24 protein-coding genes and 1 pseudogene are annotated in these 25957 nt (G+C 58.8%); 7 read left to right on the top strand and 18 right to left on the bottom strand.

Annotation, left to right across the window (positions count from 1 at the left end):
• Window positions 1-20: 20 nt before the first annotated feature.
• From dxs to xseB, 3 genes are read right to left on the bottom strand one after another with little or no spacing between them, the layout of a single operon-like run.
• Window positions 21-1889 (bottom strand): 1-deoxy-D-xylulose-5-phosphate synthase, encoded by a 1869-nt coding sequence (gene dxs / locus ORD17_RS12005; RefSeq protein ID WP_308388731.1) that lies wholly within the window; start codon window positions 1887-1889, stop codon window positions 21-23.
• Window positions 1886-2791: a farnesyl diphosphate synthase gene (locus ORD17_RS12010; protein WP_308388732.1), complete on the bottom strand. Its 906-nt coding sequence runs from the start codon at window positions 2789-2791 to the stop codon at window positions 1886-1888. The genes dxs and ORD17_RS12010 overlap by 4 nt, the downstream gene beginning before the upstream one ends.
• A 6-nt stretch (window positions 2792-2797) precedes the next feature.
• Window positions 2798-3061, bottom strand: a complete 264-nt coding sequence (gene xseB / locus ORD17_RS12015; RefSeq protein ID WP_308388733.1) for an exodeoxyribonuclease VII small subunit — start codon at window positions 3059-3061, stop codon at window positions 2798-2800.
• Between the two features lie 126 nt (window positions 3062-3187).
• Here xseB and ORD17_RS12020 point away from each other — a divergent pair, with 126 nt between their 5' ends.
• Both ORD17_RS12020 and ORD17_RS12025 read left to right on the top strand, forming a co-directional pair.
• A complete protein-coding gene (locus ORD17_RS12020) occupies window positions 3188-4402 on the top strand; it encodes an MFS transporter (RefSeq protein ID WP_308388734.1) in 1215 nt (404 codons plus the stop codon).
• A gap of 60 nt (window positions 4403-4462) precedes the next feature.
• Window positions 4463-5152 (top strand): HAD family hydrolase, encoded by a 690-nt coding sequence (locus ORD17_RS12025; RefSeq protein ID WP_308388735.1) that lies wholly within the window; start codon window positions 4463-4465, stop codon window positions 5150-5152.
• On the opposite strand, the gene smc is transcribed toward ORD17_RS12025, so the two are convergent.
• Window positions 5118-8585, bottom strand: coding sequence for a chromosome segregation protein SMC (gene smc, locus ORD17_RS12030; RefSeq protein WP_308388736.1), 3468 nt, complete (start codon window positions 8583-8585; stop codon window positions 5118-5120). The genes ORD17_RS12025 and smc overlap by 35 nt on opposite strands.
• A gap of 54 nt (window positions 8586-8639) precedes the next feature.
• Here smc and queF point away from each other — a divergent pair, with 54 nt between their 5' ends.
• Entirely contained in the window at window positions 8640-9065 is a 426-nt protein-coding gene (gene queF / locus ORD17_RS12035) for a preQ(1) synthase (protein WP_308388737.1), read from the top strand.
• On the opposite strand, the gene ORD17_RS12040 is transcribed toward queF, so the two are convergent.
• From ORD17_RS12040 to ORD17_RS12095, 12 genes and pseudogenes are all read right to left on the bottom strand, one after another.
• Window positions 8959-9804, bottom strand: coding sequence for a M15 family metallopeptidase (locus ORD17_RS12040; RefSeq protein WP_308388738.1), 846 nt, complete (start codon window positions 9802-9804; stop codon window positions 8959-8961). The two genes, queF and ORD17_RS12040, sit on opposite strands and share 107 nt — an antisense overlap.
• Window positions 9801-11051: an FAD-dependent oxidoreductase gene (locus tag ORD17_RS12045; RefSeq protein WP_308388739.1), complete on the bottom strand. Its 1251-nt coding sequence runs from the start codon at window positions 11049-11051 to the stop codon at window positions 9801-9803. The genes ORD17_RS12040 and ORD17_RS12045 overlap by 4 nt, the downstream gene beginning before the upstream one ends.
• A 106-nt stretch (window positions 11052-11157) precedes the next feature.
• On the bottom strand, window positions 11158-12729 hold the full coding sequence (locus ORD17_RS12050) for an alkaline phosphatase family protein (RefSeq protein ID WP_308388740.1): 1572 nt from the start codon (window positions 12727-12729) through the stop codon (window positions 11158-11160).
• Window positions 12730-12741: 12 nt separating this feature from the next.
• Window positions 12742-13548 carry a ribonuclease I gene (locus ORD17_RS12055; RefSeq protein ID WP_308388741.1) on the bottom strand — a complete coding sequence of 269 codons (807 nt, stop codon included), beginning with the start codon at window positions 13546-13548 and terminating at the stop codon, window positions 12742-12744.
• A gap of 40 nt (window positions 13549-13588) precedes the next feature.
• Entirely contained in the window at window positions 13589-14311 is a 723-nt protein-coding gene (locus ORD17_RS12060) for a TonB family protein (RefSeq protein WP_308388742.1), read from the bottom strand.
• A gap of 1 nt (window position 14312) precedes the next feature.
• Entirely contained in the window at window positions 14313-14681 is a 369-nt protein-coding gene (locus ORD17_RS12065; RefSeq protein WP_308390101.1) for a biopolymer transporter ExbD, read from the bottom strand.
• Entirely contained in the window at window positions 14615-16210 is a 1596-nt protein-coding gene (locus tag ORD17_RS12070; protein WP_308387974.1) for an IS66 family transposase, read from the bottom strand. The genes ORD17_RS12065 and ORD17_RS12070 overlap by 67 nt, the downstream gene beginning before the upstream one ends.
• Before the next feature lie 15 nt (window positions 16211-16225).
• Window positions 16226-16591, bottom strand: a complete 366-nt coding sequence (gene tnpB / locus ORD17_RS12075; protein WP_308387601.1) for an IS66 family insertion sequence element accessory protein TnpB — start codon at window positions 16589-16591, stop codon at window positions 16226-16228.
• Window position 16592: 1 nt separating this feature from the next.
• Window positions 16593-16892 (bottom strand): hypothetical protein, encoded by a 300-nt coding sequence (locus ORD17_RS12080; protein WP_308387602.1) that lies wholly within the window; start codon window positions 16890-16892, stop codon window positions 16593-16595.
• Between the two features lie 88 nt (window positions 16893-16980).
• Window positions 16981-17109: pseudogene (locus ORD17_RS12085) on the bottom strand (ExbD/TolR family protein); the annotation flags it as partial.
• Window positions 17109-17795 carry a MotA/TolQ/ExbB proton channel family protein gene (locus ORD17_RS12090; RefSeq protein WP_308388743.1) on the bottom strand — a complete coding sequence of 229 codons (687 nt, stop codon included), beginning with the start codon at window positions 17793-17795 and terminating at the stop codon, window positions 17109-17111. The pseudogene ORD17_RS12085 and the gene ORD17_RS12090, both read right to left, overlap by 1 nt.
• A gap of 96 nt (window positions 17796-17891) precedes the next feature.
• Complete coding sequence (locus tag ORD17_RS12095; protein ID WP_308388744.1) at window positions 17892-18677, bottom strand: winged helix-turn-helix domain-containing protein; 786 nt, start codon at window positions 18675-18677, stop codon at window positions 17892-17894.
• Between the two features lie 200 nt (window positions 18678-18877).
• Between ORD17_RS12095 and ORD17_RS12100 the strand changes: the two genes are divergently transcribed.
• The gene (locus ORD17_RS12100; protein ID WP_308388745.1) at window positions 18878-19723 is read left to right on the top strand and encodes a UDP-2,3-diacylglucosamine diphosphatase; all 846 of its coding nucleotides are present in this window, start codon (window positions 18878-18880) and stop codon (window positions 19721-19723) included.
• Entirely contained in the window at window positions 19720-20736 is a 1017-nt protein-coding gene (locus tag ORD17_RS12105; RefSeq protein WP_308388746.1) for a glycosyltransferase family 1 protein, read from the top strand. The genes ORD17_RS12100 and ORD17_RS12105 overlap by 4 nt, the downstream gene beginning before the upstream one ends.
• Here ORD17_RS12105 and ORD17_RS12110 read toward each other — a convergent pair whose 3' ends face one another.
• Window positions 20737-22125: an MFS transporter gene (locus tag ORD17_RS12110; protein ID WP_308388747.1), complete on the bottom strand. Its 1389-nt coding sequence runs from the start codon at window positions 22123-22125 to the stop codon at window positions 20737-20739.
• A 191-nt stretch (window positions 22126-22316) separates the two neighbouring features.
• Between ORD17_RS12110 and ORD17_RS12115 the strand changes: the two genes are divergently transcribed.
• Entirely contained in the window at window positions 22317-23513 is a 1197-nt protein-coding gene (locus ORD17_RS12115) for an NAD-dependent epimerase/dehydratase family protein (RefSeq protein ID WP_308388748.1), read from the top strand.
• Between the two features lie 4 nt (window positions 23514-23517).
• On the opposite strand, the gene ppk2 is transcribed toward ORD17_RS12115, so the two are convergent.
• Window positions 23518-24654: a polyphosphate kinase 2 gene (gene ppk2, locus ORD17_RS12120; protein ID WP_308388749.1), complete on the bottom strand. Its 1137-nt coding sequence runs from the start codon at window positions 24652-24654 to the stop codon at window positions 23518-23520.
• Window positions 24655-24965: 311 nt separating this feature from the next.
• Between ppk2 and ORD17_RS12125 the strand changes: the two genes are divergently transcribed.
• Window positions 24966-25934, top strand: a complete 969-nt coding sequence (locus ORD17_RS12125) for a ubiquinol oxidase subunit II (RefSeq protein WP_308388750.1) — start codon at window positions 24966-24968, stop codon at window positions 25932-25934.
• The last annotated feature ends 23 nt before the right edge of the window (window positions 25935-25957 follow it).

The following is a 25957-nucleotide window of genomic DNA, read 5'->3' on the forward strand; positions in this document are numbered from 1 at the left end:
TTGACTGATTTGGTCAGATATTACGCGCCACAGCCAGTGCCAGCAAGGCGGGCAAGCAGTTCCTCACCGGCGCGACGAATTCCATCGGCGTCCAGACCCAGTTCCGCAAGCCATAGCGACGCCTCACCGTGTTCGATGAACTGATCGGGCAAGCCGAGAATCTTGACTAGCGGCCGCTGCCCTTGGTCGAGCAGGTATTCGGCCACGGCACTGCCGGCACCACCCATCCGCACCCCCTCCTCTACCGTGAGAAAGGCTTCATGCTTGACGGATAAATGATCGAGCAGGGCATGGTCCAGCGGTTTGACGAAGCGCATATTGACCACCGTGGCATCGAGCTCTTGTCCTGCTTGCATAGCAGCTTCGGCGCGGGTGCCAAAGGCAAGAATGGCCAAGCGTTTCCCCGCGCGCAGGATTTCGCCCTTGCCGATGGGGATCTGACGCTGCAAGTCTGCAGCGTCGATCACTCCCGTTGCGGCGCCGCGCGGATAGCGGACAATGGCGGGGCCGGGATAGGCATAGCCGGTGTTGAGCATATCGCGCATTTCCTGCGCGTCTTTGGGGGCCATAATGACCAGGTTGGGGATACAACGCGCGTAGGCCAGATCGAAAGCGCCCTGATGCGTCGCACCATCGGCGCCGACCAGACCAGCACGGTCCACGGCAAAGAGGACAGGCAAATTTTGAATTGCCACATCATGCAATAGCTGATCGTAGGCGCGTTGCAGAAAGGTCGAATAGATGGCCACGACCGGATGGAAGCCCTCACAGGCCAGACCGCCGGCAAAGGTCACCGCATGCTGCTCGGCTATGCCCACATCGAAGTAGCGCTCGGGATAGAGCTGTTCGTAGCGCACCAGACCGGAACCCTCGCGCATGGCGGGGGTTATCGCAACCAGCTTGCTTTCCTTGGCTGCCTTATCGCAGAGCCAGTCACCGAAAATCTTCGTGTAACTGACCGCCGACGATTTGCGCATGGCACCGCTGTCTCGGTCAAATGGCGTGACGCCATGGTAAGCGCAAGGATCCTTCTCCGCCGGCGCGTAGCCCTTGCCTTTTTTGGTGATGACGTGCAACAGACGCGGACCACGGATCTTGCGCAGATTTTCGAGGGTCGGAATCAACGTATCGAGATCGTGACCATCGATGGGTCCGTAATAGTTGAAGCCCATCTCCTCGAAAAGGAGGCCCGGGGAGACCAGACCTTTGACACCTTCTTCCGCCTTTTTTGCCAGCTCGCGCAACGGCGGCACCAGACTCAGGGCCTGACCGGCACCCTCGCGCACCGTGTTGTATAGAGGATTGGAAAGGAGCCGGGTGAGGTATTGGGATACCGCTCCCACATTGGGTGAAATGGACATCTCATTGTCGTTGAGCACGACCAGCAGATCGGCATCGAGAACGCCGCCGTTGTTCAACGCTTCATAGGCGAGGCCGGCGGTCATGGCGCCATCGCCGATGATCGCCACCACCTGTCGGTGCGTATTGTCGAGCGCAGAGGCCACTGCCATGCCTAAGCCCGCACTGATCGACGTGCTGGAATGGCCAGCGCCAAAAGCGTCATGCGGACTTTCCTCGCGTTTGAGAAAGCCGGAGAGTCCATCCTTTTGACGCAGGGTGGGGAATCGTGCGCCACGCCCGGTCAGTACCTTATGAGGATAGGCCTGATGACCAACATCCCAGATCAAGCGATCCTCCGGCGTCTGGAAAACGGCGTGCAGGGCAACCGCCAGCTCCACCGTACCCAGGCCGGAGGAAAGATGCCCCCCGGTCTGACTGAGGGTTTCGATGAGAAACTGGCGCAGATGCTTGGCGACCTGCTTGAGTTCAGTGCGGGACATCCCCCGCAAGGTGTCTGGATCGGGAATTTTTTGCAGTAGAGGGTTCATCGATTCCGCTCGACAATCAGGCGGGCCAAGGCACGCAAATGATCGGCCTCTTTGCCCCAGGTCTCCAGCGCGCCGAGGGCCTCGTCGAGCAGGCTACGCGCATAGTCCTGCGCCTGTTTGAGACCCAGCAAGGAGACAAATCCCGGCTTCTGCCGTTCACGATCTGCCCCTTGCTTTGCCTTGCCCGTCTGCTCGATGTCGCCGATTTCGTCGAGGATGTCGTCCTGCACCTGAAAGGCGAGGCCCACCCGGTCGGCATAGCGAATCAGTGCCGATCCTTGGCGAGAGTCTTCTGTGACGCCACCGGCGGCCAGTCCGAGCTGAATGGCACAGCGGATCAACATGCCGGTTTTGAGCAGATGCATCTGTTCGAGCGCCGGTTGCGCCAACTGATGGCCCACCGCCGCCAGATCTACCGCCTGCCCACCCACCATACCGTGGGAGCCCGCTGCTTGCGCAAGGGTTGCGACCATACGAAGCTGTTGCCCGGGACTGATCCCGAAAGGTTCGGATAGCACCCGAAAGGCGTGGGTGAGCAGGGCATCGCCCACCAGAATCGCGGTCGCCTCGTCGTACGCCTTGTGGCAGGTCGGACGCCCGCGGCGCAGATCGTCATTGTCCATGGCTGGAAGATCGTCATGCACCAAAGAATAGGCATGGATCATTTCCAGCGCCGCCGCTGGCCGGTCGAGCAAGGATTCATGCACTCCGAGCGCCGTCCCGGTGGCATAGACCAATAACGGGCGCACCCGCTTCCCACCGCCAAGCGTGCTGTACCGCATCGCCTCATGCAGGCGTGCAGGAAAGGCATTGTCCGGGGGAAGAAAGCTCTCCAGCTTCTGTTCGCTGCGCGCTACGATCCGCTCGCGGAAGGCCGCAAAAGATTCGGTGCGATCTTTCATCTATAGTCAATCCTCTTCGGCATCGCTGGCCATGGGAGTCACCTCACCACCAAGGAGGATTTCCACCTTCTGGCGCGCCTCGCGTAGTTGCTTTTCTGCCCGCTGGGCCAAATCCATGCCCTGTTGGAACAAACTGACAGAGTCTTCCAGACCCAACTGCCCGCTTTCCATTTTTTCGACAATCTTCTCCAAGGAGTTCAGGGTGTCGGAAAATACTTCCTGCGGGGTTTGCTTTTCTGCCGGCTGAGGGGAAACGTTGGCTTCGGTCATGGCCGCAATTAAACACTACCCTCTAGCCTTGGGGCAAGCCGTTGCGGGGTTCAGCAAGCGAATACCTACTAGACGGTATGCTTTCCGCCTCGTAGACTACGCCTTTCCTTTTTCACTGGGGTCAGCATGTCCAGCATCATCCGCCAGGAAACTGCGGTTCGGCGGCAACCGCAGGGGGCCACGCGCTTCGACATCCTGGGCGCCATCAGTGTCTCTCATTTTCTCAATGACAGTATTCAATCGCTGATGTTGGCCGTGTATCCTCTGTTTCGCAGCAATTTTCATCTTAGTTTCGCGCAGATCGGGCTAATCACCCTGGCCTATCAGTTAACGGCCTCGATCATTCAGCCCCTGGTGGGGCGGTACACCGATCGCCACCCCTTGCCGTGGTCCTTGCCCTTGGGGATGGTCTCCACCTTTGCCGGGCTATTACTGTTGTCCATCGCCGCGAATTACTTGGTCCTGCTTCTTGCTGCGGCCTTGGTGGGCCTAGGTTCCTCGGTATTTCATCCGGAGTCCTCGCGGGTAGCGCGCATGGCCTCGGGCGGGCGCTTCGGCCTTGCGCAGTCGATCTTTCAGGTAGGCGGCAATGTGGGTACTGCCGTGGGTCCGTTGCTCGCAGCCTTCCTCGTCATGCCCAACGGGCAACAGAGCCTGTCGTGGTTTTCCCTATTTGCCTTGGCCGCCATCGTCATCCTGAGCTTCGTCGGACGTTGGTATCAGCATCAACACCGTCAGCCGAAGAAAACGCAGCAAACCGAGGGAGTGGCCTTGCCCAAGGCGCTGCTGCGACGGAGCATGGTCATCCTGGTAACCTTGATGTTTTCCAAATTCATCTATCTAACCAGCATCAGCAGCTACCTGATCTTCTATCTGATGCATCGCTTTGCCATTCCCGTGCGCGAGGCGCAGTTGCATCTTTTCATTTTCTTGGCGGCGGTGGCGGCAGGCACCCTGCTCGGTGGCCCGATTGGCGATCGCATTGGCCGCAAGCGAGTAATCTGGGTTTCACTGCTGGGCATTGCCCCCTTCACCCTCGCTCTACCGTACGTGGGCCTGACGCTGAGTGCCCTGCTGACGGTGGTGATTGGCTTCTTGCTTGCCTCTGCCTTTCCGGCCATCGTCGTTTATGCCCAAGAGCTGGTGCCGGGTAAGGTGGGGACGATCTCTGGTCTATTCTTCGGTCTGGCTTTCGGCCTGGGTGGCATTGGCGCGGCAGTCCTTGGGCAGCTGGCCGATCTCTGGGGCATCGATGCGGTCTATCAGATCTGCTCGTTCCTGCCCTTACTGGGAGTTCTAGCCGCTTTCCTGCCGCACCGTCCGCAGGAGCAAACGGTCTAGGTTTGCGGGTAATCCCTGATATACTGCGCCGGGCTTTTACAATTAACGTGAGGAACCCCCTTGGCCCTGGCCATTTTTGATCTCGACAACACCCTGCTCGCTGGGGACTCCGATCACGCCTGGCTGGAATTTTTGAGCACCCTGGGCATCGTCGATGGCGAGGAATTGCGGCGAGCGAACGATCGTTATTATCGCGATTACATGAATGGTGAGCTCGACATGGGCGATTTCCTGCGCTTCGTGCTGGCACCCATGGCCGCGCATCCACGGCGCCAGCTCGATGCCTGGCATTGCCAGTACATGCAGGAGCGGGTTTTGCCCATGATTACGGATGCCTCCCGAGCATTGGTGCGCAAACATGCGGACGCTGGCGATACCCTGTTGATCATCACCGCGACGAATCGCTTCGTGACCGCGCCCATTGCGGTAGAGCTGGGGGTACCGACCTTGCTGGCGACTGAGGCGGAATGCGACGAGTACGGCGAGTTTACGGGACGCAGTTACGGCATTCCTTGTTTTCAGGAGGGCAAAGTGGAGCGTCTGCGCCAATGGCTGGGCGCCCAGGGCTTACCTTGGGAAAACAGTCTGTCCACAGCGTATTTTTACAGCGACTCCCACAATGATCTGCCGCTACTCGAGTTGGTGGGAAACCCCGTCGCTGTCGATCCGGACAAGATCCTGTTGGCCACTGCCCAAGAGCGAGGCTGGCCGATCCTCAGCCTGCACGGATCCTGTCATCCGCTGACGTAGTCTCGTTCTCGGCAAGGAGTGCGGCAACATCCACGGGCACGATACTGGAAACACCCGGCTCGATCATCGTCACGCCCACCAGTTGCTCCGCTACCTGCAGAGTCAAGTGCCGATGGCTGATCAACAGGAACTGGGTTTCTTTCGCGAGCTCTCGCAACAATCGGCAAAAACGTTCGATATTGGCGTCATCGAGAGGTGCATCGACCTCATCGAGAATACAGAATGGCGCCGGATTGAGGGCAAAGATGGCGAAGACCAGGGCAATGGCGGTCAGGGCCTTTTCGCCGCCAGATAGCTGCTGCAAGGTGCTATTGCGCTTGCCTGGCGGCTGTGCTCGCAGCAGCAGACCGGCCACAAGCGGATCACCGGCGCAAAGCGCAAGGGCTGCCATACCACCGCCGAACAGCTCGGCAAAATATTGCTGCAACCCGCGATTCACTTGTTCCAGGGTGTGTTGAAAGCGCTCCAGGGTCTCCGCGTCCATCGCCGCCATGGCGCTCTCCAGGCTGAGCAGGGCCTGATCGACATCCGCCACCTGCGCGGCTAAATCGCCCTGACGCTCCCTGAGTTCTGCGAGTTCCTCCTCGGCGGCTAGGTTGACGTTGCCAAGTCGAACGATGGCTGCCTGAAGGCGCTGCAGCTCCGTTTGTGGAGTGCCATTTTCGGGCATCGGTCCTGGGCTCTCGCCCAGAATCGCGGCCAGTTCCTGCGCCATCTGCAAAAGCTCCTGGTGACGTTCCTCGAGGTGGGCAAGCTCCGCCTCCTGTTTGGCTCGTCGCACCTCGGTCTGCCGTTGCTCCTGCTGTCCAGCCTGGCGTTGCTGATCAAGAGTGCGAAGCTGCTCGCGCAGTTTTTCACCCGCTTCCTGTAATTGTGTCAACCGCTGCTGGGCAGCACTACGACGGGCCAGCTGCCGGCGACGGCGCTCATCCGCGTCGGGGAGATCCGCCTGCCAGCGCTCCCGGGCGCTGTCGAGCTCAGCCAGCGCCTGCGCCGCACGCTCGCCTTCCTCTGCCAGACTTTGCAGGCGCTCCCTGGCCATCTGCTGCTCATTTTCGAGGCGCTGCTGCTCCAGCGCCGCGCGTTGGCCCTCATCCCGCAGGCGGGCAAAACGCTGCCTCTGCTCTTGTTGCGCTCGCCGGCGATCATCGAGGCTCCGCCGAGCTTCTTCCTCCTGTTGGCGAAGCCCTGCCGCCCGCGTGCGCTCCCGCCGCAGCTCTTCGTCCAGTCGGGTATGGCGCTGTCTGAGTTGTAGCAGCTCCACGTCCAGATGCTCACATTCTTCCCTCTCGGCCGCAGCCCGTTGCCGTTCAGCCACGAGGGTGCTTTGCCACTCGGCGAGTCTTTCCCGCGCTTGCGCTAATTTCGCCTGTGCCGCTTGCGCTTGTCGGCGCAGATCCTGCTCTTGGCGGCGGGCCAGCGCCAATTCCTCGCGGCTCTTGTGCAGCGCCTGCTCTGCCTGGCTTGCTCTACCCTCCAATTCCGGCAGGTACGCGCCGATTTCCTCCAGTTCACGGCGTACGCGCAGCCAACTGGTTGCATCCGCCTCTGTCCCCAAACGCCACAGACCCGTGGCAGAGAGCAATTCACCGTCGGGTGTAAGCCAATGCTCGCCGGCTTGCAACTCCGCAATATGCAGCATGGCACTGTTCAGGTCGGTGCAACAACGCAGGCCCCAAAGCCAAGGCAAAAGTGCCTCTTTCCAAGGGTCTTCCAGCCGCAGTCGATGCCATAGGGCATCCTCTGGTAGGGAGGCAGCTGGCTTGGTCGGAGAAACCCAGAGCCAGCTGCCAGGGCCTGGCGGAAGTGTATCCGCTTCGCTGAGCACGGCGTGCAGGCGTTCGCCCAGCACCAGCTCGACCGCCCGTTCCCATTCCGCATCTACCGCCAATATTCCACTTAGCGCCCTGTCTGCATCACTCCGCCCCTGTTTCTGCAAGCCCCGCGCGAGACGTTCCAGGGCATCCCGCTGCGCGCGGCGACGCTGTAGCTCGTCGCGCAGCCGTTGCCAGTCCTCCTGGGCCTGCTCGACTGCCATCGTGAGTCGTGCCAGGTTCTGCTCGGTAGCCACGAGCTCAGCCTCAACCCGCTCCCGCTCGGCAGTGGCCTCATCCACCCAAGCTTGACGCCTCCCCAATTCCTCTGGCGCAGGGACTGAGCGATTCGCCAAGCGAACGCGGCGCTGTTCCATCTCCGCGATCCGCGGCTGCAGCTCCCGCCACTGTGCTTCCTGTACTTCCACTTGGCGACGCCAGTCTTGCAACTTATCGCGCACGGCTTGCTGCACGAGTTCCGCATCACGGACTGCCTGCTCGAGCCGATCTCGCTCCAGGTGCAACTGCTGTTCTTCCGTGCTGCGAACCTGCTCACGCTCCTGCAAGCCCTGCAACCGGGTGCGCGCCTCCTGCAACTGACGAACCCACCGCGCTTTCTCTTCCTGGATGCGCGTCTGCCGTTGGCGCTCCTCGCTTTGCCTACGCTCCAGACGTTTCCCTTCTTCCTGCAGGCGTTGCCAGTCCTGCTCGGCTAATGTTTGCTCGGCCTGCGCGGCATACTGCTCTGCTTGCGCTTCGCGCAGCTGTTCTTCCTGCTGCGCCAGCTCGTTGCGCAGAGCTTCCAGAGCAACGTGCGTCCGCAGCTCATCATCCTGCAGTGCTTGCAGTTGCATCGCGCTCGCGACGAGTTTGCCTTGCACTTGCTCCTGCTCCGCAACAATGGCTTCCAGACGCTGGACCAGTTCCCACCATTGCCAGCGCCGCTCTTCCGCACGCAGCTCCCGCAACTTGCGCGCCTGCTCGGCCTGGCGAGTCAGCCGTTGAAACTGCTGCTCCATTTCGCCATGGATATCGCGCAAACGTTGCAAATGCTCCCGAGTTTCAGCGATGCGCTGCTCGGTCTCGCGCCGTCGCTCCTTGTAGCGACTGATACCGCCCGCTTCTTCGAGCATCGCTCGCAGGTCTTCCGGCCGACTTTCGATGATCCGCCCGATGGTTCCCTGCTCGATGATAGCGTAGCTGCTGGCACCCAGACCGGTGCCCAAGAAGAGGTCGCCAACATCGCGCCGTCGACAGCGCGCGTCATTGATGCGGTACTGACTATCGCCGTCGCGGGAGAGTCGCCGTTGCACGCGAATCTCTGCGGTCGCCGTCCACGGTGCCGGGGCTTTGCCGGTGGAGTTGTCAAAGAGCAGTTCCACAACGGCTTGCTGCGCAGCCCCGCGGCTGCCGGAACCGTTGGAGATGACATCGGCCATGGCGCCACCGCGCAGTTGCCGTGCCGAAGATTCCCCTAGAACCCAGCGAATGGCGTCGATGACATTGGACTTGCCGCAGCCGTTAGGCCCAACGATCACCAGAGGATTGCGCTGCAGCTCGATGCGGGTGGCGTTGCGGAAGGATTTGAACCCGTGGAGATGGATGGCGGTGAGACGCATGGGCGCCAATTTTGCTATGATGGTGGCCGAATGAGCGATCTTGAGGAGATTTTGATGCCCAGTCAACCGAGCCGTGCATTGCAGAGTTTTCCGAACCCCAATCCCGAGCGAGATTATCTGGTGCACATGGACCTACCGGAATTCACCTGCCTCTGCCCGCTGACCGGCCAACCCGACTTTGCCCATTTTCTTCTCGATTTCGTTCCCGACCAGCGCAACGTGGAGCTGAAGTCTCTCAAGCTCTACCTCTGGAGCTATCGCAACGAAGGCGCCTTTCACGAGGCATTGACCAATCGGATCGCCGATGATCTGGTGCAGTTGCTGGAGCCGCGCTATCTACGTCTGCTAGGACGCTGGTATGTGCGCGGCGGCATCAGCACCGATGTGCTGGTGGAGCACCGGCAAGCCGGCTGGGACAATCCTTCCCTGCTGATGCAGTTGGGGCCGGCGCCTTGGACGCGCCACCAGCCGGGGCTGTGACCCGTCCGTAGCGCGCCTGCGCGGCACCCAGACGCCAGGCCCAGAGTTGGTCCCCCAAGGAAAAATGCCACCACTCGCCGGGGTGCTGGACAAAGTCTTGCGACGCCAGAACTGCGCGTAGTAGCTCACGATGGCGATGATAGTCGGCTGCGGTGGATCCCGCCGGGGCCTTGGCAAAGTATTCCGGCACGGCGCGGTCGCTGAAGTCATCTACGGGGCCGCCCATGGGCACCAAGGCCCCCTCGGCGTCCAACAGGGTGCAATCGAGAGCCGCTCCGGTGCTGTGCGGCGGTGGGCGGGCAGGATCGGGATTCGGTACTCCCCAGAAGCGATAGACCCGTGGCGCCAATCGCTGGTAGAGCTTCGGCTCCTGCGCACACAGGGCGCTGGGGGAGTCATAGGACTGCAGATGGGACAAAGCGCCGTCCGCCGTGGCCTCCTGCAAGAACTGCCGCCAGACCATGTACGCCTGTACTTCGAGGGGGCGCCAGGCATCAAAGATCGCAATCCGCCAACCCGGCCATTGCCGTTGCAGCTCCGCCTGGGCCTTCTCCAGCGCCAGCAGTACGCCGCTACGCAGGAACCACGGGGAATGCCCCGCATAGGGCGCGCCTGCTGCCACATAGGGGTGGGGCTCCAGACGTGGGAACAGGGCCGGAATGGCGAGCAAGGCTTCGCCGCAGTCGCAGATGGGGACTTGGCCGTAGGCGGGATGGATGCCTTCGCTCGTATCTATCATGCGAAGCGCTCGGGTCGATAGGGCCGCGGATCGACAAAGGGTTGGGCATCCCCCTCTAGCATCTGCGCCACCAGGCGGCCGGTAGTCGGGCCCATGGTCAGACCCTGATGACAATGACCGAAGGCGAGGAAAATGCCCGGTTGTTGGCGTAACGGACCAATGATTGGCAGCATGTCGCCGGTGCAGGGGCGATGCCCAAGCCAGGGTTCTGGGTCGAGGGCGTTGCCCAGGCCGGGGTAAAGCTTGCGCGCCGCCACCTCCGCTAACTGCAGCGGGCGCAGGGAAGGTGCATCATCGCGTTGGGCAAATTCCGCGCCCGTGGTCAGGCGCAGACCATGGCGCATCGGGGCAAGTACATAACCCGCCTCGCTGTCCAATACCGGCAGCGGGAGACCAGGTTCTGTCTTTTGCGAGTAGTGCTGATGATAGCCGCGCTTGACGAAGACCGGTGGGCGATAACCCAGGGGCTTGACCCAATCGATGGTCCAAGCACCCAGGGCCAGCACCACCCACGGCGCCTCACTGTGCAGGCTTTCCCCCTGAACCTGCCAGCCTTTCCCTGCTTTCTCCAGGGTGCGAATGTCCTGCAGCACGAACTCTCCACCCTGTTGTTGAAAGCTGCGCAGGTAGGCTTGGGATAGGGCCACGGGTTCCACCAGCGCCAGCGGTTGCGTCCAGTGAATCGCGCCGGCCAGACCCGGACGCATCATGGGCAGTCGCTTGTCGAGCTGCGCAGCATCCCAGGCTTCGTACTCGACATCGAAATGCAGACGCTTGTAGACCGCTGCTTCGATTTCCGCCTGCCAATGCTCCGCCTCCTGAAAGACCTGCACCCAACCTCCGGGGCGGTACAGTTCGCCAGCGTCGGTCAGGGCTGCCAGGGCCATGTGGTCTTCAATACAATGACGAATCAGTGCCCCATAATCCTTGGCGCTACGACGCAGGCGATCGGGGCGGGAGGCACGCCAATAGCGCAGAAAGGCTGGTGCCAGTGGCGGCAAGGCGCGAAACCGGTACTGCGCGCGGCTGCTGCGGTTGCCGGCATAGCGCCATAGTTCCTGGATGTCGCGGGGAAACGGCTGCGGAAAGACCGCCTCGCGTTGGATCAAGCCCGCATTGCCGTAGGAGGTGCCCTCCCCCGCTGGCTGGCGATCCCAGAGCTGCACCTGCCAGCCACGCATTTGCAAATGCAGGGCAATGGACAAGCCCACCACCCCTGCCCCGACCACAATCACCGATTTCGTCATCGCTGCTATCCCCAGGAAGCCCATCGAGGATCAGCGTAGCACAGTTACTACTTGTTGATGCGTGTTATTGCTCTGGAGCTGAGAGCCCGCCCCAAAAAAATCTTGGTCAGACCCGCAGATCGCCGGGCTTTTGATCCCAGTCGAAAGCCGTGAGCATATCGTAGGCGTTGCGGTCTCGCTCCGTGAGCGGCGCCAGGCCAAAGCGCGTCTCGATAAATCTGAGGATGCTGGCGGTGCTCGCCAAGTGATGATCCACTAAGCCCGCGCGCGCCCAAGGACTGATCAGTAGGGCGGGAATGCGGGTGCCAAATCCATAGTCGTCCACCACTTTGGGCGGCAGAGAATCCCAGAAGCCGCCGCCCTCGTCATAGGTGATGAAAATGGCGGTCTTTTCCCAGGCTGGTCCCTCGGCAACCGCGCGCACCAGGCGCTCGACCCAGGCCATACCGACCGCCGGCGCCGAATCAGCAGGATGTTCGTCGTGGGCAGCGCTAGCCTTCAAAAAGGAAACCCCAGGAAGACGTCCCTGACGCGCATCCTCGAGAAAATCCTCAGCGTCGCGCATGTGGCCATTGCGCACGTATTCCGGCCAGTGTGGGTAGTACTGAAAAGGATTATGGTGGGCAACATACAGCTGGCTACTGTCGATGACTGCCGAACCATCGCCGGGGCCGAAGGCGGTTTTGAGCGCCCAGGGTTTGACCCGATTCCAGTTTTCGTTGTACCAGGCCCAATCCACTTTGGCGGCATCGAGACGATCGCCAATGTTGTCGTAGGTCTGCGCCGCAGGCGGCGGGCTGATCTTCAGCACGTCGGGCTCGCCGGCATTGGTTGGCCCTTGTACTGGCGGTAGGTCGTTGACCATTACCCGGCGATGGTCGTAAGGCAAGTCAAAGAAAGCATGCTGCAACCCCGCTTCCTTGGGATCGAAGGGCGCGATATGGGCATCTGGCACTTGCGGGTTCACACAGGAACGACAGGCTGCCAAGTAGAGCGCATTGCCGGTACTGCCACCGCTCATGGCCTGATAGAAATGATCGAAAAGGACATACTCGTGGGCCATACGGTGATAGAAAGGCAGATCCACTGCCTCGTAATGGCCAATCACCGGACCACTGGGACGCGCCAAATCAAAAGCAATATCGGCAGGGCTCATCTTGCGGAATTCGTCGCGATGCAGGTGTCGGTGCGAGCTTCCTGCTAGGGCCACAAAGAGATCCATTTTGCCGTTGTTGACCTCTGCCATCATGCGGAAGAAGCGATGCTTGGGATCCCAGCGCACATTGCCGTCGGCAGGGATGTACGGCGCCAAATGAAACGGCTGGTTGGGCAAACTCGCCTGGGTAAAACCCTCGATTTCCGTCGGCAACGGCAAATTCGCATAGGGGATCTCGGCGGGATTTTTCTGCAGGTTGAAGAAGCGTGGATCGATCTTTCCATCCTTGTCGAGGAGATTGACCACTTGTTGCCCATTCTTCGGCCGAAAGGTGCCGAAGTAATGATCAAAACTCCGATTTTCCTGAAAAATGACTACGACATGCTCAATCTTACTGCGCAGCATTTGTTCATTGCTGACACCAGCCGCACGGGCCACACCCAACAGATGGGGGCCGGCAACGGCGGCACCAGCACCGAGGCCCAGTTGCCGCAAAAAAGATCTACGACTCAAACCCGCCACGTGACGCTCCTTTCAAGGAAGAATATGAATGTACTTGGCACAATTGCCCTTGCGCCCGGGCATAAATGCCTCTGGACGCGGAAACTCTTGCAGGCTATCGGCACGGATGGTGACCCAGGCCTCAGTAAGGATCGTTCCCTCCCCCTGCAGCTCGTGGCCGCTATGGTTGTCTTTGCTCTCGCAACGCAGTTCGAGGGACTCCGCGTTGGGAAGATGAAATGCCGTGCTATAAGCACGGAGCAGATCGTTGCGCTTGACCCATTGCCCGCGGTGCTCCCGCACATAGGCGGTAAAGCTGCTGGCATTGACGTCGCCCAACAAGCGTAGCGCCGTCTGAAAAAAGGGATCGGGCTTTTCCCCAAAACAGGCTTCATGCTTATAGTATTCGTGCCGGTCGAGACAAACCTTGCGCATGGGCATCTGCGCGCTCAACGCAGCACTTACTTTTGGCGACAGATCGAGAGGCGGCAGAGAACAGCTATCTTTTGGAGCAGTGCTTTGGTTTTGGAACCAGAAGCAGCCATGCTCCCACCAAGTCTTGGGTTCCATGCCGCTGGCAACGAGTTTTTGCGGGCGACTCGCCCACAAGCCATGGAGACTCCACTGTTGGCTCGCCCGCGAACTCGGCGTCAAGCCGTCGCAGGCGGCACTCACCCGTGTCCAGGTGGCACAAACGCCGGGCTGCCAGAGCATGGCGAAGGTGTAATGCTGAAATTTCAGCCCCGGCACCGCTGGGACCACGGTGGTTTCGGCCAGAACCGGCCCCACGAATGCCGTTACGAACAACGCCAACAAAAAAACCCGTGCAAGGTGTTTCAAAGCTCCCTCCAGATCGCTGACCATCCACGCTCAGGCGATATTATGAATTTGCCGACAGATGGACTTCTACATCAAAGATTGTTGCTTTTTTTGGCATGTCTTTGGTGAATGGCGGATACACTCCGGCTTTCACCGCGGCGAGAGCCGCTCGATCGATGGCACCTACCCCACTGGACTGTGCCAACTTTGCCCAAACCAGGCTGCCCGAGGGCAGTAGTTCGAAGCTGATCACCGCCTTACCACTGAGGTGCATCAAACGCACCGCCTCCGGTACTCGCGCCTGCGACTGCACCTGTGCCCGCACCAAAGCGGCATAGCGGGCGACGGCCGCTTGCGCAAGCGCCGGGCTTGGTGCCGGAGGTGGTGGAGGCGGCGGTGTGACAGGTGGCGCTGGCGGCACTACCGGCGCCGTCGGCAGAGGCGCCTTGGCCACAAGGGGCTTTGGCGTTGGCGCGTGATGCACCACTGGATGCGGAACCGGGCGCGGAACCGGCCGAGGAATAGGCTTCGGCAAAGGTTTTGGGACCGGTTTGGGATGCACCACCGGCTTCGGAGGTGGCGGTAAGGGCTTGGGCTTGGGCGGCTGCACCATATGAATGGCGATACGCTTCGGCTTGGGTGGCGGCGGTGGGCTTTTCTGATTGCTGACCCAGATCAGTCCTGCCACTAGGGCGATCTCGATGACGGCACCGATGATCAACGCACGACCGAAATACCCTTTGGGCTGTGGCGCCGAGGAACGGTTAGACAAAACAGCACCCATCTCAGCTCGCCTTGGCCGCCAGGCCGATATCACTGGCACCCGCCTTTTGGCAAGTATCCATGACGTTGATGAATTTCTGGTAGGCCACCGCTTTATCTGCGGCGATGGTGATCACGGTCTTGCCTGGATCACCATCGTGACGAATCAAATTTTCCAGGCCCGCCAGATCATAGTGCTGATTTTTGACCACCACTGAACCATCCTCTTGAATATTGATGGTCATATGCGGACGCGGCAACTGCTTGGCCTCGCTGGACTGCGGCAACTGCAGATTGAGCGTAACCGGTCTCCCCGCGGCGTTCTTTATGCGGGCTTGCGGACGTGATACAGCGGAGAACGCAGGGGGTTGGCGGCGAAGTGCTCTTTCCAGAGTCTTGGGGTGAGCTGCGCCACGTCCTTGGCGGGGTGGGTGGCCACCCGTTGCAGGACATCGACGAGGTAGTCGTACGGGTCCACCCCCTGAAGCCGGCAGGTACTGAGCAGGCTCTGGATGATCCCGAGATACTCGGCGCCCAACTCGGTCCAGCAAAAGAGCCAGTTCTTCCGGCCCAGGGGAATCGGTCGGATCTGTCGTTCGATGTGGTTGCTGTCTATGGGTACGTCGGGATCTTCCAGAAAGACTTGGAGCGGACCTTTGCGGCCATGGACATAGGCCAAGGCCTTGGTGAAGAGGTTGCTCGGTAGCAGGGCGATGTCCTGGAGCTGTTGCTCTACCCAGTGGAAGAAGGCTGTCACCAGCGGCAGGGTATGTCGTCTGCGGTATTCCCGCTTGGCCTGCCCGGTGAGTTGTTTCTCCTGGATTTCTTCCTCGATGCGATAGAACTCCCGGATCTGCCGGAGGGCTTCGGCCACCCGCTCGGGCTCATGGGCCTCGGCCTTGACGAATTCTCTGCGGCTATGCGCCCAGCACTGGGCATGGACTAGCCCTTCGTTCTCTTTCTGGAACCGGGCATAGGCGGCATAGCCATCGCTCAGGAGTACGGTGCCCGGCGGCAGCTTGCCGAGTAGCTCTTCGATGTGGACCGTGCCCCGGGTGGCGGCATAGGGAAAGCAGATCTCCTGGGCATCGCCAAAGACGGGCCAGAAATACCCTCGGTGCATCTTGCCCTTCCCTGACAATCCGGCCTTGATGGGGGTTTCATCCATGGTCAGCACCCGCGATTGGCGAATGCTCTCGAACTGCGCCGCATAAATCGGTGCAAGCAGGAAGATGGAGCGTTGCACCAAGTCCGTGAGCCAGGAGCGGCTCACCCGCAGCCCCTGCTGGGTCATGCGCTGATGTTGCCGATACAAGGGCAGATGGTAGAGGAATTTGTCGATCAGGATTCCCGCCAGGAGACTGACGTCAGCCCGACCACCCTCCAAGACCGCGGCAGGCGCCGGGGCCTGGGTGATCTTTCCGGAGTCGCGCAGTTTCACTACGGGCCGCTCGTATTTGAGAACTACATAGCTGGCGGGCTCTTGGGCCAAGCGATAGCTGATCTTGGTGTCGATGATCTCATAGGCCGAAGGGTCCAGCCCCTGGGTCTCGGGAGCCGGCAGCACGATGGTTTCGACCGGCAGGCGCGATTCGTCGAAGAAGGGCAGGCTCTCTGCCTTCTCCTCGGGGCGCTTGGCCACCGTGCGGGTATGGGCAGCGACGGTACGGGTAGGAACCGGCTGTTTTTCCTGCGCCTCGAAGATCTCGCCGAGACTGAGCTGCTCTATGGGAGGAGGCGGAAGACGGCGCTCGCTCTTGGGTCCGAAGAGCTGGCGGCGAAACCAATCCAGCTGGGCTTGAAGACCTTGGATCTGTGCCTGAAATTCTTCCCGCAGGGACTGGTTGAGGAGCACCTGCAATTGCCAAGCGGCGAGGGCTTCGGGGTAGTTGCGTGGGAGCGAGGAAGTCTCTGTTTCCATTGCAGAATCATAGCGCTAACTCCCAGTTTCCGCCAGTTTTTCGGGGACTTGGCGCTGATAGCGACGGCGTGTTTTGGCCACTTCGAGGCCCTCGAGCAGGAGTTTCAAACCGGTCCAATCCAACTCCCCCGCTGGAGGTCGCTGCCAGCTCCAGAATTGGCCGCGCTCCAGGCGCTTGGCCCAGAGGCAATACCCTGTGCGATCCCAGTAGATCACCTTCATCTGCGTGGCGCGGCGGTTCACGAAGACGAAACAGTGCCCAGACAAGGGATCCTGCCCCAGGAACTGCCGCACCAAAGCCGACAGCCCGTCAAAAGACTTGCGCATGTCTACCGGTACCCGGCAGACGAAGACCCGGATGCGCCCCTCGGGAAAAAACATCTCAGCCGCGGCGAATGGTAAGGGTGCAGCCGGCGCCCAAGTCCAGACGAATCTCCAAGGAAGAAATCCCTGTCTCCCGCTCGCTTGGCAATCCCAGCTTCAGGAACTCGGGCAAGGGGGCAACGCTGGAAGATGCCGCCGTCTTTTGGCTGGCCCCACCCCGCAGCCGCTGCCGCCAGTAGTAAAATTGCGAAAGAACCAGACCCTGCCCTTGGCAAAACTGCGGCGTTGACAGCCCGCTGGTCTCTTGTGCCGTCACCATCTCCTGCCAATACCGCGTCTTTTCTTCCGAGCTGCGCATGATCTTACTTCTCCAAGCGTCCCAAGGAGCCATCATGCTGGCAACACAATACCCTCAACGAAAGAACGCCGCGGAGCGATCGCTTACGATTGAGCCCCTGATCCGGGATCATCTGGATCGTAATCATGATGAAAAACACCAGGAGGAAGAGCATGATATCGATCATCGGAATGATCTCGATGCGGCCCTTCTTGCGTTCGAAGTAACGCCGTTCCATCAGCTGGCCCTCGCCATCGCCACTGCCTGTGCGGCCGGTTCGCTGGGATCGGCGTCAGGATGCAACATGGGCTGTCCGTCCATGCGGTTGAGCAGCATGGTCTTCACCGAATCGAGCTGCAGCAGGATCATGCGTACCTGATTGTTGAAGGCATTAAAAGTGAGCAGGCCCAGGATGGCAATGAACAGACCGGAAGCCGTGGCGACCAGGGCATCGGCAACGCCTGCGGTAACTTCCGTGGGTGCGTGGCCCGGCGCTGCCAGCACATGGAAGGCGTGGAACATGCCGATGATTGTCCCGAAGAGGCCGAGCAACGGGGCCAGGGTGATGATGGTATCGAGCAACCAGAGACGGCGGTCGAGTTGGGGGGCAAGCACGATCACTGCTTCTTCTAGGCGGTTGGCCAGGGCATCGCCCTTGACCTGGCCGGCGTGGCTGGCTGCCATGCGCAACAGGCTCGCCTCCGGCAGCCCACCCGCCTGTTCGGCGAGGCGGTCGAGCACGACGCGATCCAGGCGACCATGACTGGCCAGCTCATGAACGATGGCGTCGCCGCGCGCCAAGGTGCGGCGCAGGTACCAGAAGCGGTCGACCATGACGGCAAGCTCGATCAGCAAGAGAAGCATCAGGACATAAAGAATGCCATCAGAATAGTTGGCCAGATGTACGAGGTAAGCGATGTTCACGGAAATACTCTCCTGATTTGGGAAGGCCTCAGGGTATCAGAATCGTGTGACACTATGATGAAGCCTAGATGACAAAAATGTGACATTCGATGGCTTTTATTTCGCACGCGGAATGCTCAGGCGATAGCCGAACCCGTGCACGGTCTGCAACCAGCTCGAGGCCCCGACCTCCTCCAGCCGCTTGCGCAGGCGGTGAATCTGCGCGGCAACGGTGTTCTGTTGGATCTGCCGCTGGCTCATCGTCAGATGCTGCGCGATCTCCATCGGTGAAAAGGCACGCTCCGACTGCTGCGCCATATAGTGAAACAAGCGGAATAAACGTTTAGTCAAGTCCAATTCCTGGTCAAAGATATACACGCGACGACTCTCCGGATCGACACGTAGGATCCCAGGAATATCGATCACTGCCTGTTCCCAGGAATGTCCGTGACGCAGCAGCGCACTCGCCTGGGCCAATACCAGCGCCTCGCTGGCAGGCGTCCCCACGTAGACATTGACACCCGCATCCAGAGCGATCATCGCCTCTTCGTCGCCTTCAGGGCCGAGTGCCATGACTGCTGTTCCACAATGCAGAAGCTCTCCCTGGCTTTCTAGCAAGGTGCCTGCCAGGTGGCTACCCCAGTCTGCGAAGATCAACAGCTGCGGCGACCACTGCCGCAGCTGCATGCCGAGCGCCCGGATATTCCGTACTTGCCTGGGCACGGCTCGCTGGCTCCGCAACCGCTTTTCAAGAGATTCCGCGAAGGGTCCGTTACCATGCAGCATCACCCGCGCATGAAAGAGCGGATCGATCTCCTCCCAACGGGTGGCAGCAAGCATGGTCAAGAGCTCACGCAGGTGTGTGACGTGATGTACGCCTGCAGCGATAAGGGCATGGATCATGGCAAGTCCCTATGTATGATTGCGGTGTACGAACGAAGATACCTTACGCTGCAGTGTAACGTTTTTATGTTACGTTTTTATGAATCTTTTATGACATTTTTGTGACAGTTTACTGACCGATGCCGCCTTTGCCGGAATGCGAGACAAAGACTTCTCGACACGGCTATAATCCCTAGAAATCCTCGGCCAGAACATTTTCCATGACCGAATTTCCACCAAGCTCATCTCCCAAAGCCAGACACGGCAACTATCGCACCATCTTTGTTTCCGACATCCATCTGGGTAGCAAAGGCTGTCAGGCCGAGGCATTACTGGATTTCCTTCGCCACCATGAAGCCGAGCATCTCTATCTGGTGGGCGACATCATCGATTTCTGGGCCCTGAAACGGCGCTGGTACTGGCCCGTTGCGCATAGCACCGTCATTCAAAAGGTGCTGCGCCAGGCTCGGGCCGGAGTGCAGGTCACCTACGTGCAAGGCAATCATGATCCTGTCCTGAGCCTGCTGGGCTCCTTTTTGGAGGGGGACGAGCACAAACTCGCTGTAGGAGAAATCCGTATCGTTCCGCATTGTGTCCACCAAACTGCCGATGGACGCCAGTTGTGGATCACCCACGGCGACCAATTTGATCTCAGCATGCACTACGCCCGCTGGCTCACCCATCTGGGCGATCGTGGCTACAGCCTCCTATTGACCCTGAACCGATGGCATCAACGCCTCAATCGCCTTCTGGGAATCCGCAGTCATTGGTCCTTGAGCGCCTTCGTCAAACATCGTATCAAACGCGCCGTGCAGTTCATCAGTCAGTATGAGGAATTCGTCGCGCGGGAATGTCGCCGCGGAGGCTACGACGGCGTCGTCTGCGGCCACATCCATCATGCCGAAATCAAGCGGATGAACGGCATCGAATACTACAACGATGGCGACTGGGTGGAGAGCTGCACCGCTTTGGTGGAAGACTTTGACGGCACCCTACGGCTGGTTCGTTGGCCGGATCTGGAAACGCCTGCGCAACAAGTCATCTCATCGCGTCTGGAGACGGAATGAAAATTACCCTGGTTACTGATGCGTGGTCCCCCCAGGTGAACGGTGTTGTCCGCGCCTTGCAGGCGACGGTCAAGGAGCTGCGGAGGCTGGGACATGAAGTGCATGTGCTTCATAACGGTGATGGCCCCACCATGCCCTGCCCCAGTTATCCGGAAATTCCCCTTGCCACTCAGCCGTTCGCCCTCGTCCGACAAACTTTTCAGGAAAACCTTCCAGACGCCATACACATTGCCACAGAAGGCCCACTGGGTCTTGCTGCACGGCTTTGGTGCGCAGGCCACCAGTGGCAGTTCACCACATCCTTTCACACCCGTTTTGCCGAATATCTTGCCGCCAGGTCCCCCGTGCCCCTCGCCTGGAGCTATGCTTTCTTGCGCTGGTTCCATAACGGCGCCGCGCACACCATGGTGTCCAATGCCGCTTTGGCCGACGAATTACGGACCTGGGGTTTTCGTAATCTGACGCAATGGAGCCGCGGCGTCGATAGTTCACTCTTTCGGCCCTGGCCTGGGCAAGACCCGCGCGAAATTCTCCCTGGCGCGCGACCGGCTTTCGTGTATTTTGGTCGCGTGGCTGTCGAGAAAAATGTGGAAGACTTCCTCTGTCTCGACCTCCCAGGCAGCAAGCACGTCGTTGGCGACGGACCGCAGGCCGACGAACTGCGCCACAAATACCCGGATGTGCATTGGCATGGTATGCGTCACGGTGAAGACCTGAGCCGCCACGTCGCAGCCGCTGACGTCATGGTCTTTCCCAGCCGCACCGATACGCTCGGTCTGGTGGTACGCGAGGCGAATGCCTGCGGCGTGCCTGTAGCCGCCTACCCGGTAACCGGTCCGCAGGCCAGTATCGTCGACGGACTCAATGGTTATCTTCGCGACGACTTGCGGGAAGCTGCTCTTCTCGCCCTTAACCTGCGGCGCGACGACTGCCGCAACGTCGCCTTGCAGTATAGTTGGGATAAGTGCACGAAAGATTTTCTCGAGCACCTCGTTCCCGTGCAGGGGAACTAATCAGGCCGCTTCCCGAGCGATTACCTTGGCATCCGGCTTGCCACCGGTTTCCGGCAAGGTCTCGCCCGCCATCTCCACCCCCAGAACTTGCGTCAACACTGCGCCCAGAAGCCCGGCCGAGGCAAGGATGAGAAGCAAACCACCGACACCAAAATGTGCTTGGAGGATGGGTAACAAAAAGACACTGGTCGCGGCGCCGACTCGACTGAATGCCGTACTGAAGCCATGACCGCTGGCGCGAAGCTCGGTGGGGTAGAGCTCGGTGGGAATGATCCAGGTAGTATTGCCGGGACCAAAACTGTTAGCCACCTGGAAAAGAATCAGGCCCACTGCGACGATGGCGAAGGGAGGTTCCCCCGTCAGGGCGAAGACGCCAACCAGAGCCAGACCCACAGCATCTCCGAGGAAACCCCAGATCTGCGTCTTGCGTCGACCAATGCGGTCAATGAGCAGAGCCAACGGTACCCAGCCAAACACAAAGCTCGCCGTGAACACGGCGTTTCCAATCACCGCTTGCTCCGGGGTGTGCAGGCCCAGATGCAAGAGCATGATCGGCAGGAAGATAGCCATGGCATATCCCATCACGTCCATGAGAAACCAAGGGATGGCCGCGTACAGCGTACGGCGGAGATAGGTTTTGCCAAACAGATCGAACCAGTTGTGTTGCTTTGCGCCTTCCATGCTAGCCGCCAGTTCCTGCAACGCCGCTTGCCGCTCGGATTCACTGAGTTGGGGTGCGAGCCAGCTGACCACTTCATTGGCCTCCTGCAGACGACCTCGGCGGATGAACCAACGCGGTGACTCCGGCAGATTGCGCCGAAGCCACAGCACCAGGACCGCTGGAACGGCACCAGAAACCAGCATCCATCGCCAAGCATCCGGACCAGAGTGCAAGAGTGCGATTCCCACTATACTGGAGACCAAGGCACCCCCCATCCACAAGCCAAAAATCCAGGTCATGGCTGCACCCCGCGACTTTTTCGGGAGGAATTCCGCCATGTACGTGGAGCTCAGAGGGTAATCGGCGCCCACTCCCAGCCCAAGGAAAAAACGTAGCACGATTAGTGACGTGGCATCCCAGGCAAAGCCGGAAAGCAACGCCGCAAAGAAAAATGCGGCAATGTCGATCAGGTAAATCGTTTTACGCCCCCAACGATCGGCGATTGGCCCACCGAACAGCCCGCCTACCAACGCGCCCACCAGCGCCGCGGTACCCAGCCCCCCCAATTCGGACGGCGCCAGGTGCCACTGCTCCTTGAGCAGGATCAGGGCAATGGCCATGATGCTGAGGTCATAGCCATCGAGAAAAATACCCAGACCCGAGGCCCACAATATGCGCCGGTGTTTCCGCGTAACCGCTTGCCGATCGAGGACATTGACCGCATTCATGAACGCTCCTGCGAATTCTGACGAAGGTTCGAGAGTAGCACAGAATTATGACACTTTTATGAACGTGCCAGACCGAGACGCCAAGGATTCCCATTTGTAATAATTGCGTCATATTTCCAGCCAATTTGCCGAGCATTGCCATGGAACCAGACTCTCGTCTACTCTTGAGCAAGGAATGTTAGGAACGACCCATGATGCAAAAACGAATACTGGTGTTGGGTGGTGACGGATTTTGTGGCTGGCCCACCACCCTGCATCTCTCTGCCCACGGCCACGAGCTTTTTATCATCGACAACATGGTACGGCGCCGGCAGGATGAGGAATTAGGCGTAGAGTCCCTCACCCCAATTCGCTCTCTGTCCGAACGCCTCGAGACTTGGCGACAATCTACCGGGCAAGCAATCGGACACGCCACCTTTGATATCGCCCGCGATTACAACGAACTCAAATCGCTCATCAAAGATTGGCGTCCTGACGCCATCGTTCACTTTGCGGAGCAACGCTCTGCCCCTTATTCCATGAAATCCCCTTGGCACAAGCGTTACACGGTCGATAACAACCTCAATGCCACCCATAACGTTCTCTGCGCCATTGTCGAAAATGGCATGGAAGAGTCCTGCCATTTGGTGCACTTGGGGACCATGGGAGTCTACGGCTACAAAACTTCCAGTTTCAAGCTACCCGAGGGATACCAAAAGGTTCGCTTGCTCTCTCCCGAAAATGGCGAAGAAAGTGAGGATACGGAAATCCTCTATCCGCCGGATCCGGGGTCCATTTACCACATGACCAAAACCCAGGATCAATTGTTCTTTTACTTTTATAACAAGAATGATGGGTTACGCATCACCGATTTGCATCAGGGGATCGTATGGGGCACTGAAACCGAGGAAACCAGTCGCGATGAGCGCCTGATCAATCGCTTCGATTACGATGGCGATTTTGGCACGGTACTGAATCGTTTTATCCTGCAAGCCGCCGTTGGGCATCCGCTGACGGTGCACGGCACTGGCGGACAAACGCGTGCCTTTATCCACATCCGGGATACGGTACAGTGCATCCGTTTGGCTATTGAACATCCGCCGGCACCGGGAGAGCGGGTGCGGGTTTTCAACCAAACTACCGAGACTCATCGCGTACGCGATCTCGCGCGCCTGATTCACGAACTGACAGGTGCGGAACTGCAATTTGTGGATAATCCGCGCAAAGAACAAACAGAAAACGAGCTTTTGGTGGAAAATCAGGGATTACAAAACCTTGGCCTGCAACCAATAACCCTCTCCGCCGGCCTCCTCGCGGAAGTGTCGGAAATTGCCGCCAAATACCAAGATCGTTGTCGCCGGAGCAAAATCCCCGCGCGCTCTCTATGGCGAGCGCGTAGGGACATGTAACGTCTTAGCTTTCCCGTGGTGGCTGGAAGGGGTTGAGGTCCTGCGGGCAGGTCTCGCCATACATCACATGGGCACGACTGACGATGAGATTGTCCACCTTGCCAATCGCTTGGACATCCTTGTTTTCGTAAGGGATGGTATGCAAAAGGTGGCGCATGGCATTGAGGCGCGCCCGTTTTTTATCGTCGGATTTGACCACCGTCCACGGCGCATAAGCAGTATCGGTATGAAAAAAAATCGTCTCCTTGGCACGGGTGTAATCTTCCCAGCGATCCAATGAAGCGAGATCCATGGGCGATAATTTCCATTGCTTCAACGGATGATGCCGACGTTCTTCGAATCGTCGACGTTGTTCTTCGCGAGTAACGGAAAACCAGAACTTGACCAAGTAGATGCCACTGTAGACCAAATGCCGCTCAAATTCCGGCGCCTGACGCATGAACTCTTGATATTCCTGCTCACTGCAAAAACCCATGACCCGTTCGACACCGGCTCGGTTATACCAGGAGCGATCCAGAAAGACCATTTCTCCGGCGGTAGGTAGTTGCTCAACATAGCGCTGAAAATACCATTGCCCTTTCTCTTTTTCCGATGGTTTTTCCAGCGCCACCACCCGCGCCCCGCGCGGATTGAGATGCTCCATGAAGCGTTTTATGGTACCCCCCTTGCCTGCTGCATCTCGCCCTTCAAAGACCACCACCAGCCGCTGTCCGGTGTTCTTCACCCAAGCTTGCAATTTCAGCAGCTCCACCTGGAGATCGTATTTCAGATACTCATAGTCGCGACGGGTCATGCGATTTTTATAGGGATAGCCGCCACTACGCCAATCGGGGTTGAGGGTATCGTCGGTATCGGCAACCCGTTCCTTTTCGAGCTCAGCGTGGATCATACGAATGTCATCCTCAGAAACGTCGGAGGCGACGATACCCAAAGCCGCGGCAATGTTCCCGCTGCTGGCATCCAGCTGGTGTTCGGCAAGATAGCGTCGCACTGCTGCGAGATGATGTTGCTGCGCCATTTCCGTACTGTCGCTGACAACAAAATTGCGGATTCCTGTTGGGCTCAGGTCGTCCGGGATATCGGTAACTTTCGCGGCTGTGGGATCGGCATCCTGGACCTCCACCACGGTTTTTTCGGACATCGCAGCCTCCTTCTCGCACGGAAAGCCGTAGTCTAGCAGAGCAATGTGACGTTTTTATGACAGGCGGCAAGCGCTTCCCCAACGCCATCACAAGCAATCACTTAAATCATATATTATTAACCGAAATAAAATAACATCGACTTTTCATTCAGTTAAAATAATATCAGCATATGTTCATATTATGTCTTGTTTTTATTCATCTTTTTCAACAACGCATAGAAATTTCCAGATTGTATCTATAGCCGTCTGTAGGCTATAAACGACAATGTTCAGATCAAGTTGTCTCTGGATCAACGCTAAGGAGCAAATCCATGCAAGTTCGCACCCCCTTACGCCTGGCGCGGCTAGCCTTTGTGCCCGCCATGGCCCTGAGCCTGAGCGGTTGTGCTCGCCATTCCCCGTGGTGGATCTTTGATCCTAAAGGAGTGGGCGCCAGCGCCAGCTACACGTACATGATGATCGACGTGGTGGTGATGCTGTCCATCGTCGGCATTACCGCCCTGCTCATTGTCTGGTTTCTCTGGAAATATCGAAAAGGCAACAAGCATGCCGATTATGACGGCAAATGGTCGCATTCCAATGTATTAGAGGTCGCCTTCTGGGGTATTCCCATTGCAGCGGTCGCCTTTCTCTCTTGGGCGGTAGCCATCAACGGCAGTTTTGCCGTTAATCCTTATAACCCGACCGCGATTACCAAGCAGATCAAACCCCATGGCGATCCCATCGATATCGATGTCATCGCCACAGATTGGCAGTGGTTGTTCATCTACCCACAATTCCATCATATCGCCATCGCCAATAAGCTGATCGTTCCCGCACACACCCCAGTATTCTTTAAGCTCACCTCTACCGCGGTTACTACCGATTTCTTCGTTCCTCAGTTGTTGGGAATGATCGACGTCATGCCCGGCATGCGCACCAAAGATGCACTAATGAGTAATCAAATAGGAACATATCAGGGAATAGCTGCAGATTATTGTGGTGCCGGCACTTCCTGGATGCTCTTCAAGACGGATGTGGTGAGCAAGACGGACTTCGACCATTGGGCCAAGGGTCTTGAGAACAATCCGCAGCAAATGGATTATCAGCAGTTCAATCGCTTTGCCGAACCCTATATCAACGTCGCAGAAAAGACGCCGGAATGGGGCCATGTAGAACCCGGCCTCTTCAATCACGTCATTTTGGAGGTGATGAATGGAAAAAAATGGCCGCTACCCATGTTCATGACCGAAAATATGTTCCATTACCTACAACTGCAGGCGGCGGAACATCGCTCTTGATCCGCAAAACAATGGAGAAACGC

It is taken from the genome of Acidithiobacillus sp. AMEEHan (assembly GCF_030996345.1).
Lineage (GTDB): Bacteria > Pseudomonadota > Gammaproteobacteria > Acidithiobacillales > Acidithiobacillaceae > Igneacidithiobacillus.